Origin of the sequence: Thalassospira sp. CH_XMU1458 (assembly GCF_037027205.1) — a bacterium.
Taxonomy (GTDB): Bacteria; Pseudomonadota; Alphaproteobacteria; order Rhodospirillales; family Thalassospiraceae; genus Thalassospira; species Thalassospira tepidiphila.
Window position 1 is genome coordinate 929,660 of the sequence record NZ_JAYMDW010000002.1, and the last position, 11,895, is coordinate 941,554.

General features: G+C 53.6%; 11 protein-coding genes and 3 tRNA genes. 1 reads left to right on the forward strand and 13 read right to left on the reverse strand.

From position 1 onward, the window contains the following. The 6 genes from nuoE to WBY09_RS11780 form a co-directional block, all read right to left on the reverse strand. The gene (gene nuoE, locus WBY09_RS11755) at nucleotides 1–663 is read right to left on the reverse strand and encodes an NADH-quinone oxidoreductase subunit NuoE (RefSeq protein WP_063089383.1); all 663 of its coding nucleotides are present in this window, start codon (nucleotides 661–663) and stop codon (nucleotides 1–3) included. Beyond that, the gene (locus tag WBY09_RS11760; RefSeq protein WP_064781505.1) at nucleotides 660–1,838 is read right to left on the reverse strand and encodes an NADH-quinone oxidoreductase subunit D; all 1,179 of its coding nucleotides are present in this window, start codon (nucleotides 1,836–1,838) and stop codon (nucleotides 660–662) included. Before WBY09_RS11760 ends, nuoE begins: the two co-directional genes overlap by 4 nt. Then, nucleotides 1,838–2,467 (reverse strand): NADH-quinone oxidoreductase subunit C, encoded by a 630-nt coding sequence (locus tag WBY09_RS11765; RefSeq protein ID WP_008891229.1) that lies wholly within the window; start codon nucleotides 2,465–2,467, stop codon nucleotides 1,838–1,840. Before WBY09_RS11765 ends, WBY09_RS11760 begins: the two co-directional genes overlap by 1 nt. Nucleotides 2,468–2,486: 19 nt before the next feature. Then, nucleotides 2,487–3,029, reverse strand: a complete 543-nt coding sequence (locus tag WBY09_RS11770; protein WP_040823994.1) for a NuoB/complex I 20 kDa subunit family protein — start codon at nucleotides 3,027–3,029, stop codon at nucleotides 2,487–2,489. After that, nucleotides 3,020–3,385 carry an NADH-quinone oxidoreductase subunit A gene (locus WBY09_RS11775; RefSeq protein ID WP_008891231.1) on the reverse strand — a complete coding sequence of 122 codons (366 nt, stop codon included), beginning with the start codon at nucleotides 3,383–3,385 and terminating at the stop codon, nucleotides 3,020–3,022. Before WBY09_RS11775 ends, WBY09_RS11770 begins: the two co-directional genes overlap by 10 nt. A gap of 284 nt (nucleotides 3,386–3,669) precedes the next feature. Continuing rightward, nucleotides 3,670–3,746, reverse strand: a tRNA-Asp gene (locus WBY09_RS11780). A gap of 311 nt (nucleotides 3,747–4,057) precedes the next feature. On the opposite strand from WBY09_RS11780, the gene fliG reads away from it, so the two are divergent. Next, nucleotides 4,058–5,077: a flagellar motor switch protein FliG gene (gene fliG, locus WBY09_RS11785; protein WP_008891232.1), complete on the forward strand. Its 1,020-nt coding sequence runs from the start codon at nucleotides 4,058–4,060 to the stop codon at nucleotides 5,075–5,077. A gap of 119 nt (nucleotides 5,078–5,196) precedes the next feature. On the opposite strand, the gene WBY09_RS11790 is transcribed toward fliG, so the two are convergent. From WBY09_RS11790 to clpP, 7 genes are all read right to left on the reverse strand, one after another. Beyond that, nucleotides 5,197–5,877 carry a hypothetical protein gene (locus WBY09_RS11790; protein WP_336232776.1) on the reverse strand — a complete coding sequence of 227 codons (681 nt, stop codon included), beginning with the start codon at nucleotides 5,875–5,877 and terminating at the stop codon, nucleotides 5,197–5,199. Between the two features lie 180 nt (nucleotides 5,878–6,057). Continuing rightward, nucleotides 6,058–6,134, reverse strand: a tRNA-Val gene (locus tag WBY09_RS11795). A gap of 272 nt (nucleotides 6,135–6,406) precedes the next feature. Beyond that, nucleotides 6,407–6,483, reverse strand: a tRNA-Val gene (locus WBY09_RS11800). A gap of 111 nt (nucleotides 6,484–6,594) precedes the next feature. Then, a complete protein-coding gene (locus tag WBY09_RS11805; RefSeq protein ID WP_008891813.1) occupies nucleotides 6,595–6,867 on the reverse strand; it encodes an HU family DNA-binding protein in 273 nt (90 codons plus the stop codon). 263 nt (nucleotides 6,868–7,130) lie between these two features. Further along, nucleotides 7,131–9,542 carry an endopeptidase La gene (lon, locus tag WBY09_RS11810; RefSeq protein WP_008891814.1) on the reverse strand — a complete coding sequence of 804 codons (2,412 nt, stop codon included), beginning with the start codon at nucleotides 9,540–9,542 and terminating at the stop codon, nucleotides 7,131–7,133. A 141-nt stretch (nucleotides 9,543–9,683) separates the two neighbouring features. After that, nucleotides 9,684–10,949: an ATP-dependent Clp protease ATP-binding subunit ClpX gene (gene clpX / locus WBY09_RS11815; RefSeq protein ID WP_008891815.1), complete on the reverse strand. Its 1,266-nt coding sequence runs from the start codon at nucleotides 10,947–10,949 to the stop codon at nucleotides 9,684–9,686. A 301-nt stretch (nucleotides 10,950–11,250) separates the two neighbouring features. Continuing rightward, nucleotides 11,251–11,880, reverse strand: a complete 630-nt coding sequence (clpP, locus tag WBY09_RS11820; RefSeq protein WP_008891816.1) for an ATP-dependent Clp endopeptidase proteolytic subunit ClpP — start codon at nucleotides 11,878–11,880, stop codon at nucleotides 11,251–11,253. Nucleotides 11,881–11,895 lie beyond the last annotated feature (15 nt).

Below are 11,895 nucleotides of genomic sequence, written 5' to 3' on the forward strand. Positions count from 1 at the left end.
TCAGGCGTCCCCTTCGCTTGCATCAGCATCCTGCGGGGCTGCGCCGCAGCCACAGAATGCCTTCAGAACCTTCGGACCATCGATCGGCTCGCACCCTTTGCGGCCGCTCTGCGGACCGGCTTTCGGCTTCTCGCCCTTTTTGAGGGCATCGAGGATGGCCTTGGTCGTTTCCGGCGTCAGGTCTTCGTAATAATCGTCGTTGATCTGCATCATCGGTGCGTTGACACACGCACCAAGGCATTCGACTTCGATCATGGTGAACTGACCGTCTTCGGTGGTTTCACCAACGCCGATGCCGAGTTCCTTTTTGCAGGTATCGACAACGTCGGCAGAACCGCGAAGCCAGCACGGCGTTGTGGTGCAAACCTGGATGAAGTTCTTACCCACCGGGGCAAGGTTATACATCGTATAGAAGGTTGCGACCTCGTAGACGCGGATGGCCGGCATTTCGAGCATGTCGGCAATGTAATCCATTGCGACGGTCGGAACCCAGTTACCTTCGGTCTGACGCTGTGCCAGATCAAGCAGCGGCATGACCGCGCTCTGCTGGCGGCCTTCCGGATACTTGGCGATGATCTTCTTTGCTTTTTCCTGATTTTCAGGCGTGAAAGCAAAGCTGGTCGGCTGAAGCTCTTTCGGAGCTGGTCTTCTCAAATGGCTCATCGGTCAATCTCACCGAACACGATATCTAGCGACCCGATATTGGCAACGACGTCGGCCAGCATGTGACCTTTGGACATGAAGTCGATGCCTTGGAGGTGCGGGAACCCCGGGGCGCGGATTTTGCAGCGATACGGACGGTTCGAGCCATCCGAAACAAGATACACACCAAACTCGCCTTTCGGTGCCTCGACCGCGGCATAGCATTCGCCGGCCGGTACGTGGAAACCTTCGGTGAAGAGTTTGAAGTGGTGAATAAGGGCTTCCATCGAACGCTTCATTTCGGCGCGCGACGGCGGTGCCACTTTGTTGTTTTCAACAATGACAGGACCATCCGGCATATTTTTGATGGCCTGCTTGATGATTTTCAGCGACTGCCACATTTCCTCGAAACGGACAAGGAAGCGGTCATAGCAATCGCCGTTCTTGCCGACAGGAATGTCGAAGTCGAATTCTTCGTACGAGTCATAAGGCTGCGATTTACGCAGATCCCACGCCAGACCCGATGCACGGATGTTCGGACCGGTGAAGCCCCAATCAAGGGCCTCTTCGGCACTGACGATACCTATATCGACCGTACGCTGTTTGAAGATACGGTTGCCGGTCAGGACGCGGTCGAAGTCTTTCATAAAGATTTCGTACTGGTCTGCCCATGCGTCGATATCATCAAGCAAGCCTGCCGGAAGATCGGCAGCAACGCCACCCGGACGGAAGTAGTTGGCGTGAAGACGGGCGCCACAGGCGCGCTCATAGAATTCCATGAGCTTTTCACGTTCTTCAAAGCCCCACAGAAGCGGGGTCATCGCACCAACGTCCAGCGCGAACGCGGTCAGGTTCAGAATGTGGTTCAGGATACGACCGATTTCCGCATAAAGAACACGGATATACTGCGCACGCTTGGGCACTTCGACGCCCATCAGCTTTTCGATGGCCAGGCAATATGCATGTTCCTGGTTCATCGGTGCGACATAGTCGAGACGGTCGAAATACGGAGTTGCCTGAATATAGGTCTTATATTCGATCAGCTTTTCCGTACCACGGTGCAGAAGACCAATATGCGGGTCGGAACGTTCGACGACTTCGCCGTCCATTTCCAGAACCAAACGCAGAACGCCGTGCGCCGCAGGGTGCTGCGGGCCGAAGTTCATGGTCATGTTTTTGATTTTTTGTTCGGACATCAGGCGTTGCCCTCCGCCTTTTCATCACCCGGAAGAACATGCTGGATGCCTTCCCATGGGCTTTCGAAATCGAAATTACGGAAATCCTGAACCAGTTTGACCGGCTCGTAGACAACACGCTTCTGTTCGTCGTCATAACGCACTTCGACATACCCGGTCAGCGGGAAGTCCTTGCGCAGCGGATGACCTTCAAAACCGTAATCGGTCAGAATACGGCGGGGATCCGGATGACCGGCGAAGAAGATACCGTACATGTCCCACGCTTCGCGCTCGAACCAGTCGGCGGCGCTGAACAGCGAAACACAGCTTGGTACCGGGGTGTCTTCGTCAGTACGGACCTTCACACGAATGCGCAGGTTATGCTTGAGAGACAGCAGGTGATAAACGACGTCGAAACGCTCGATGCGTTCCGGGTAGTCTGCACCACAAACATCAATCAGCTGCTTGAACAAGCAGCCGGTATCATCCCGAAGGAAGGTCAGAACTTTAAGGATATCATCGCGCTTGGCGACGATGGTCAGCTCGCCGTAACGAATCTCGCTTTCGAGAATTTCGTTGGCCAGCTGTGACGCCACCAGATCTTTCAGATCTTTCAAAGCAGCGCTGTTATCGCTGAGCAGTTCGCTCATGCAAGCCCCCTATTACGGATCAGCGTGTCAGGACACCGGTACGGCGGATTTTCTTTTGCAGCTGCATCACGCCATAAATCAGCGCTTCGGCTGTCGGCGGGCACCCGGGAACGTATACGTCCACCGGCACAACGCGATCACAACCGCGTACCACCGAATAAGAATAGTGATAGTAACCGCCGCCATTGGCGCACGAGCCCATCGAAATAACCCAACGCGGCTCTGCCATCTGGTCATAGACCTTACGCAGTGCCGGGGCCATTTTGTTGGTCAGGGTACCAGCAACGATCATCACGTCCGACTGACGCGGGCTTGGGCGGAAAACCAGACCATAACGGTCAAGGTCATAACGCGACGCCGCCGAATGCATCATCTCAACAGCACAGCAGGCCAGACCGAAAGTCATCGGCCACAAGGAACCGGTGCTTGCCCAGCTTGCGAGTTTATCGAGATTGGCAAGGACAAAGCCCTTGTCGTTCATCTCGTCAAACACGCCCTTAAGCATTGCATCCTGATCCGAACCGGGTGCCAGGGGTGCGCCTGAGTTGGTGCTCACTCCCATTCCAAAGCTCCCTTCTTCCATTCGTAGATAAAGCCGACCGTCAAAACAGCCAGGAAGATCACCATCGATACAAAGCCGAATGTTCCGATATCACCGAGGGTTACAGCCCACGGGAACAGGAAGGCGACTTCGAGGTCGAAAATAATGAACAAGATTGCGACCAGATAGAACCGAACGTCGAACTTGATGCGCGCGTCTTCGAACGGCGCAAACCCGCATTCGTATGCGGACAGTTTCTCAACATCCGGTGCCTGCTTGGCAAGAACCAGCGACGCGATGACGATTACCGCCGAAAGACCGACGGCGATCCCGATGAACACCAGGATCGGAAGATATTCCGAAAGAAGCTCTTGCATCTCTCTGACCTCTCAAGAACAGGCCTTTTGACCCGACCAGGTCCCCACCTGGCCAATTACGGCGCACCATAACGTATGCACCGCACAAGTTCCAGTCCCCAAGCACGTTGAACATGCTCTAAGACCGGAAACTTTCTAATCTTTTTACCGTTTACTATCGTCCGATATCGGGCTGGACGTCGAGATGATCAAGACCCAATCGTGCGAAGCAGCATTAGCAACACAAGAAAAGGCGACCGCGGAAAAGACAATTCGCCCTAAAAAAGACAACAGATGATGGATCATGGCGCGAGCGACGAGACTTGAACTCGCGGCCTCCGGCGTGACAGGCCGGCGCTCTAACCAACTGAGCTACGCCCGCAAAATGACCATCAATCGGCGCGCCTTTGTTAGACCACCCCCCAAACCAAGTCAAGCAGCTAGCAACGATTTCAACCCATTCGACAATTGCGCCCGCAAACATCACCCTTTGCGGGGTAATTTGGCCCCGAAATTGTACGGCATTAATCAATTTTGTACATTTAGGGCGCTTTATACCGATGGGGCTTTGCAAAGGGGTGTCGGCTTTTATAGAATTGTTGACAAATAACCCCTATCTTACGGTGCGATAGAGGCAGGTTCGGGCGTCAGGTTCCACCCCGAACAGAGTCATTACGACGGAGAAGACCACCCGTGGGGCGCGTAAAAGAAGAATACAGATCACTGGCCGGACCTGAAAAGGCAGCGATTCTCATGCTTGCTCTTGGGGAAGAGCACGCAACCAAGATGTTCAGCATGATGGATGATGAGGAAATCAAAGAGATTTCCCAAACCATGTCGAGCCTGGGTACGATCAACTCTAATATCGTTGAGCGCCTTTTCGTCGAATTCGCTGACCAGCTGTCTTCAACCGGGTCACTGGTCGGTTCGTTTGATACCACCGAACGCCTGCTTTCCAAGGTTCTGCCCGAAGACCGCGTGAACGGCATCATGGAAGAGATCCGCGGTCCTGCGGGTCGTACCATGTGGGACAAGCTGAACAACGTGAACGAAGCGGTTCTGGCGAACTACCTTAAAAACGAATATCCCCAGACCGTCGGTGTGGTTCTGTCCAAACTCAAACCCGCACATTCTGCGTCGGTTCTCTCGCTTTTGCCGGAAAACTTCTCGATGGAAGTCATCATGCGTATGTTGCGCATGGAAGCGGTTCAGAAAGAAGTTCTCGATAACATTGAAAAGACGCTGCGCACCGAGTTCATGTCGAACCTTGCGCGCGGTTCGCGCGGTGATAACCACGAATTAATGGCGGATATCTTCAACAGCCTGGACCGCCAAAGTCAGGACAGATTTCTCACTGCGCTTGAAGAACGTAACCGTGATTCGGCCGAGAAGATCAAGGCGCTTATGTTCACCTTCGAAGACCTTGCGCGGCTTGACAACAACGGCGTTCAGACGCTGCTGCGTCAGGTCGAAAAGGACAAGCTTGCCCTGGCCCTGAAAGGCTCGACCGATCAGATGCGCGACCTGTTCTTCAAGAACATGTCCGAGCGTGCCGGCAAGATGATGAAGGAAGATATGGACGCGCTTGGCCCGGTTCGTCTGTCCGACGTCGAAGAGTCGCAGATGATGATCGTCCAGCTGGCCAAGGAACTGGCCGCACAGGGCCAGATCGTCATTTCCGAAGGCGGTGCCGAAGACGAAATGGTCTTCTAGCCCCCACCAAAATACCGCAACTGCACAAACACCAAAGGGACAGCCAATGCTGTCCCTTTTTTCGTTCGTCAGGCGCGACTAGATGGGAAATACCCCGTGCTAAGCCAAACGACCCTGCCCTAGCCCAGAATGACGTTAGGGACCGGATCAGAGATCGACTGAATTTCCCAGCGCAAGCGGTTCTGACCGTTGATTTCACGGAATTCTGCCGCGTTGTGGCTGCGTACCCCTGCGGTCGTGCGAACCTCGATCTTGCCGGTCATCTGGTAGCCGAGTGCCGTCAGGCGGTCCTGATACTGATCCGGGACAAAGCCGCCCCGAATTTCAACGGTGTTTCTTTCGGAATTAAAGAACATTTCCAGTATGCGCGATTGCCGGCGGACAAAGACGAAGCTTTTTTCGCGCATGATGTTGCCACGCTTTTCATAGACCATGTTAAACACACCGCGCCCGGTATAGGTCAGCTGTCTTACAGCCGAATCGCGCTTGAGATCTGCCAGAACCTTGGCGACCTTTTCCTTTTCACCCTCCGCATCCAGGCTCTTGTCCAGAAGGCCTTGGGTAATGTTTGGCTGTACCAGCAAACCACGGTAGCTCAGGCGATAGTCGCCATTACGCTCCATGGACAGATCAATGGTGAAGGCCTCCGGTAGATAGCAACTGGCAAGCATTACCGGCAGACACAGAACGATCAGAACCTGTCGGCATATCGACCACGTTTGACGCGCAAAGCGCTTTGGCATTGTGACAAGGCTGTTACGCTCAGGGCCAGACGGATGGCAGGCCGGATTACTGTTCATCTTGAAGGTTCCGATTCTCTTGACCATGGCATCAACTGTGCCTGTCCGCCGACCAAGCGTCAACTTATACAAACCCCTGTCCGAAGGACGATATGGGGAAGCAAAGCAACTGCTTACAAGGCGTCGGGATACGCAAAATCCGGAAACGAAAAAAGGCAGCCTTTAGGGCTGCCTTTATCATGGTGGGTGATGAGAGATTCGAACTCCCGACCCTCTCGGTGTAAACGAGATGCTCTAACCAGCTGAGCTAATCACCCTTTTGCAAACCGCGCTGTTCTGCGGAAGCGGGCGGAACTTACCATGGTTTCCCCAAAAAGCAATGCCAGTTTTGCATAAAAATGTAACTTCTATTTGAGGGCGGATTATCTTTGGCAAATGCTCAACCCAAGCCAGCCAAAACAGCATGATTTCCCCGTATTTTCAGGCACATGACACATGCGTGAAGCGGCTCTGAAATGCCAAACTTGGGCAGGATGATTCGCAAATATCGGGAAAAGAAAAAAGGCAGCCTTTAGGGCTGCCTTTATCATGGTGGGTGATGAGAGATTCGAACTCCCGACCCTCTCGGTGTAAACGAGATGCTCTAACCAGCTGAGCTAATCACCCGTCTTCTTGGGGTCCATTGCCCCGAAGCGGAGCGGAACATAGCATGGATTTTCCAAAAAGCAATGCCGGTGACACAAGTCACCGGCATTTTTTAGCTGAACATCGTCAAACTTAGTTGACGGCGTCCTTAAGGCCTTTACCAGCCTTGAACTTCGGCTGTTTCGATGCCGGGATGTCGATTTCTTCACCGGTGCGCGGGTTGCGACCTTTTGAAGCAGCGCGAGCAGCGACAGCGAAGGTACCGAAACCAACCAGACGAACTTCGTCGCCGGATTTCAGAGAATCGGTGATGGAATCGAAAACAGCGTCTACTGCCTTGGCAGCGTCAGCTTTGGACAGATCAGCTTTAGCAGCTACACTTCCAACGAGATCGTTTTTATTCACTTCCTGGCCCCCTTGTTTGGACGTTCGGAGTTATGAGGAAATTTGGTTTGCCCCAAACCTGTTGCATGGGCAGTGTAAGCAGGTCGCAAACAGCTCGTCAATGCGAGAGACGCAGTTTTCTGCGGTTTTTGACGTTTTTTTCGATTTTTTGCGCTTTACACCAATCCCGACATGTTCCTGCGCCGATTCTTGGGCAAAGTTATCCACAGAAAAAGGGGGCCGACAGTGTCGGCCCCCTTGTTTTCTGCGCGTTCTAACGATCCCTAGTGAGTCGTCACGCCGCCGATTTCCGATTCTTCGCCGTCCTTGGATTTGACAGCAACGTCATCAACCTCTTCTTCCCACTCAATCGGGACAAGCGGATTGACCAAGGCGTGGCTCAGAACTTCGTCAACATGCGACACAGGAATGATTTCCATGCCGCGTTTGACATTGTCCGGAATCTCTTCGAGATCCTTTTCGTTTTCCTGCGGGATCAGAACGGTTTTCACCCCGCCGCGCAACGCAGCCAAGAGCTTTTCTTTCAAACCGCCAATCGCAAGCACACGGCCACGCAGCGTGACTTCGCCGGTCATCGCAACGTCCTTGCGCACCGGGTTGCCGGTCAGAACCGAAACAACCGAAGTCACCATGCCAACACCGGCCGACGGGCCGTCTTTGGGGGTGGCGCCTTCTGGCACGTGAACGTGGATGTCACGTTTCTGGAACAAGGTTGGCTTGATCCCGAAATCAACCGCACGCGAACGGACAAACGAGGTCGCCGCCTGAATAGATTCCGTCATGACTTCACCGAGTTTACCGGTGGTTTTCATGTTGCCCTTGCCCGGGACGGTAACAGATTCGATCTGAAGCAGATCACCACCGAACTCGGTATAGGCAAGACCGGTGACAACACCGACCTGATCTTCACCCTCGGTCTCGCCGAAGCGGAACTTGCGGATACCGGCATATTTGCCAAGTGTCCGCGGGGTGACACGAACCGTTTTCAGGTTTTCAAGCATGATACGCTTGGTCGCCTTACGGGCCAGCTTGGCCAATTCACGTTCGAGGCTACGCACACCGGCTTCACGGGTGTAATAGCGGATCAGATCACGAAGTGCCTCGTCCGAGATGCTCCATTCCCCCTTCTTCAGGCCGTTATCCTTGACCTGCTTGGGAATGAGGTGACGTTTGGCGATCTCGACTTTCTCGTCTTCGGTGTAACCGGAAATCCGGATGACTTCCATACGATCAAGCAGCGGCTGCTGCATGCGAAGCGAGTTGGCCGTGGTGACAAACATCACATCCGAAAGATCGTAATCGACTTCGAGATAGTGATCGTTAAAGGTCGAGTTCTGTTCCGGATCCAATACCTCAAGCAGAGCCGAGGCCGGATCGCCGCGGAAGTCCGACCCCATCTTTTCGATCTCGTCGAGAAGGAAGAGCGGGTTGGAATATTTCGCCTTTTTCATGCCCTGGACAATCTTGCCCGGCATGGACCCGATATAGGTCCGGCGGTGACCGCGGATTTCGGATTCATCGCGAACCCCACCGAGTGACATGCGCACAAAGCTACGCCCGGTCGCATTGGCCATGGACTTGCCAAGCGAGGTTTTACCAACACCGGGAGGACCAACAAGGCAAAGGATCGGACCTTTGACCTTTTTGGTACGCGCCTGAACCGCAAGATATTCAAGGATGCGTTCCTTGACCTTTTCCAGACCGTAATGCTCCTTGTCGAGCACCTTCTTGGCCTTTTTCAGGTCATGGGAAACACGCGAACGCTTGTTCCACGGAATGGACACCATCCAGTCAAGATAGTTGCGCACCACGGTGGCTTCTGCCGACATCGGGCTCATATTGCGCAGTTTCTTGAGTTCTGCCTGTGCCTTTTCCTTGGCTTCCTTGGGCATTTTGGCCTTGTTCAGCTTCTCTTCGATTTCAGAAGCTTCATCCTTGCCGTCTTCGCCCTCGCCCAGTTCCTTCTGAATGGCTTTGAGCTGTTCATTCAGATAGTACTCGCGCTGGGTTTTCTCCATCTGGCGTTTGACGCGGTTGCGGATCTTCTTTTCAACCTGCAACACGCCAATTTCGGATTCCATGAAGCCGAAAATACGTTCCAGACGATCGCCAACCAGCTTGGTTTCCAGCAATTCCTGCTTTTCGGAAATCTTGAGCGACAGGTGGGATGCCACCGTGTCGGCAAGCTTGGCCGGTTCTTCGATCTGATTGACCGACACCAGAACTTCAGGCGGAATTTTCTTATTCAGCTTGATGTACTGTTCGAACTGGGTGACGACAGAACGGGCCAGCGCTTCGAGTTCGCTGTCATCCTCGTCACTGTCTTCACGCACCGAGCCATAGGCCTGGAAGAATTCCGGATTATCAACGTAGCCGGTAATTTCGGCACGTTTTCCGCCTTCAACCAATACCTTGACGGTTCCGTCCGGCAGCTTGAGAAGCTGCAAGACAGTTGCGACAGTACCAATTTCATAGAGATCTTCGACAGCCGGGTCATCGAGACCGGCGTCTTTCTGGGTGACAAGCAGGATCTGCTTGTCTTCGCGCATCACATCTTCGAGTGCACGCACCGATTTTTCACGTCCGACAAACAGCGGAACAATCATGTGCGGGAACACGACAATGTCACGCAACGGCAGCACCGGGTATATTTCGCCACGCGCCAATTCGACCATTATGTTCTTTCCCTACTCTGAGCCGTAACGCTGCTGTGCGGTCCTGCCATAGGCCCCGCCAGCAACGCGAACATGTTTTAGATAATCGTTAGATAATCCGGATTTCCCGCACCGCAATAGTTGCCGGTGCGGGAATTACGTTCAGGCAGTATTTTCAACACCTTCACGACGTTCTGCATGGATCAGCAACGGCTTTGCCTTTCCATTAACGACGTCAGCGTTGATGACGATTTCCTCGACACTTTCCATGGTCGGCAGATCGAACATGGTTTCAAGCAGGATGCCTTCCATGATCGAGCGCAAACCACGCGCACCGGTCTTGCGTTCAATTGCCTTGTCGGCAATCGCCTTGAGCGCATCTGTCTGGAAGGTGAGTTTCACGTCTTCCATATCGAACAGGCGCTGATACTGCTTGATCAGTGCGTTTTTCGGCTCGGTCAAAATCTGGACCAGAGCTTCGTTGTCGAGGTCTTCGAGCGTTGCCAGAACCGGCAGACGACCAATGAATTCCGGGATAAGACCGAACTTCAAAAGATCTTCCGGCTCGACTTCGCGCAGAACATCACCCGCACGGCGTTCATCAGGGCCACGGACATCGGCACCAAAGCCGATTGCGCTGCCCCTGCCACGCTGGGAAATCACCTTGTCCAGGCCAGCGAACGCACCGCCGACGATGAACAGGATATTGGTGGTGTCGACCTGCAGGAATTCCTGTTGCGGATGTTTCCGGCCGCCCTGCGGCGGAACGGAAGCAACAGTGCCTTCCATGATCTTGAGCAATGCCTGCTGCACGCCCTCGCCCGAAACATCACGGGTGATAGACGGGTTGTCAGACTTGCGCGAAATCTTGTCGACTTCGTCGATATAGACGATGCCGCGCTGGGCCCGCTCGACATTGTAGTCAGCAGCCTGCAGCAGCTTGAGAATGATGTTTTCGACATCCTCACCCACATAACCGGCTTCGGTCAGGGTGGTGGCATCTGCCATGGTGAACGGCACATCAAGAATACGTGCCAGGGTCTGGGCCAGAAGCGTTTTACCGCAACCGGTCGGACCGACCAGCATGATGTTCGATTTTGCCAGCTCGATGTCTTCATTCTTGCTGGAATGGTGCAGGCGCTTGTAATGGTTGTGAACCGCGACCGAGAGAACTTTCTTCGCATGGCCCTGACCGATGACATAGTCATCAAGGACCTTGCAAATCTCTTGCGGAGAAGGCACCCCGTCTGCCGATTTGACGAGATGTGTTTTGTGCTCTTCGCGGATGATGTCCATGCAAAGCTCTACGCATTCATCACAGATGAACACGGTTGGACCGGCGATGAGCTTGCGAACCTCGTGCTGGCTCTTTCCACAGAAAGAACAGTACAGAGTGTTCTTGGAGTCCCCGCTATTCGATTTGCTCATACAAACCCCAATTACGTTTGACGTTATCTTTTATCGCCATGTTAGCCGGTAAACGATACCGATCTCAACGTTTAATCTGCGCTTTTCGGCTTTATGGCGTCATGTTTGATATGGGTTCGCTATCTTGGTTGCGAAACCCCTTGCATTAATCACCCAAACGTTCGGGCGGCCAGCAAGTTCCGAACAATAACGCCCAAGCCTGCACATACTCTTGTCTATGACTTAAAACTGCCATGAGGCAAGACATAAAAAAACGCCCCGGCCGATCACCGGGGCGTTTCCACCAATCACACCTGAGTGATCAGTCTTTCTTTTCATCACTTTCCGGCTTCGGACGCGATGTAACGACCTCGTCGATCAGACCAAATTCCTTGGCCTGATCAGGGGTGAGGAAGTTATCACGCTCCATTGCGTCTTCGATGGTCTTGAGATCGCGGCCGGTATGTTCGACATAGATCTCGTTAAGACGCTGACGCAGAGCCAGAATTTCACGGGCATGAATTTCGATGTCCGATGCCTGACCCTGGAAGCCGCCTGACGGCTGGTGGATCATGACGCGTGCATTGGGCAGGCAGTAACGCTTGCCTTTTGCACCGGCCATCAGAAGCAGCGAGCCCATGGATGCCGCCTGCCCCATGCACACCGTGGAGACATCGCAACGGATGTACTGCATGGTGTCATAGATGGCGAGACCCGAGGTCACAACACCGCCCGGTGAGTTGATGTAAAGCGAGATATCCTTATCCGGATTTTCCGATTCGAGATGCAGCAACTGCGCACAGATCAGTGACGACATGCCGTCATGGACCTGACCGTTGATGAAAACGATGCGCTCCTTAAGAAGGCGCGAAAAGATGTCATAGGCACGCTCGCCACGGCTGGTCTGTTCAACGACCATCGGTACAAGCGAATTCATCCGTTCTTCAATCATCAACTGCAATCTCCC

Bases quoted from the DNA above. Each gene is read 5' to 3' on its own strand.
- nuoE (WP_063089383.1), bottom strand. From the start codon at position 663: ATGAGCCATTTGAGAAGACCAGCTCCGAAAGAGCTTCAGCCGACCAGC.
- WBY09_RS11760 (WP_064781505.1), bottom strand. From the start codon at position 1,838: ATGTCCGAACAAAAAATCAAAAACATGACCATGAACTTCGGCCCGCAG.
- WBY09_RS11765 (WP_008891229.1), bottom strand. From the start codon at position 2,467: ATGAGCGAACTGCTCAGCGATAACAGCGCTGCTTTGAAAGATCTGAAA.
- WBY09_RS11770 (WP_040823994.1), bottom strand. From the start codon at position 3,029: ATGGGAGTGAGCACCAACTCAGGCGCACCCCTGGCACCCGGTTCGGAT.
- WBY09_RS11775 (WP_008891231.1), bottom strand. From the start codon at position 3,385: ATGCAAGAGCTTCTTTCGGAATATCTTCCGATCCTGGTGTTCATCGGG.
- WBY09_RS11790 (WP_336232776.1), bottom strand. From the start codon at position 5,877: ATGAACAGTAATCCGGCCTGCCATCCGTCTGGCCCTGAGCGTAACAGC.
- lon (WP_008891814.1), bottom strand. From the start codon at position 9,542: ATGGTCGAATTGGCGCGTGGCGAAATATACCCGGTGCTGCCGTTGCGT.
- clpX (WP_008891815.1), bottom strand. From the start codon at position 10,949: ATGAGCAAATCGAATAGCGGGGACTCCAAGAACACTCTGTACTGTTCT.
- clpP (WP_008891816.1), bottom strand. From the start codon at position 11,880: ATGATTGAAGAACGGATGAATTCGCTTGTACCGATGGTCGTTGAACAG.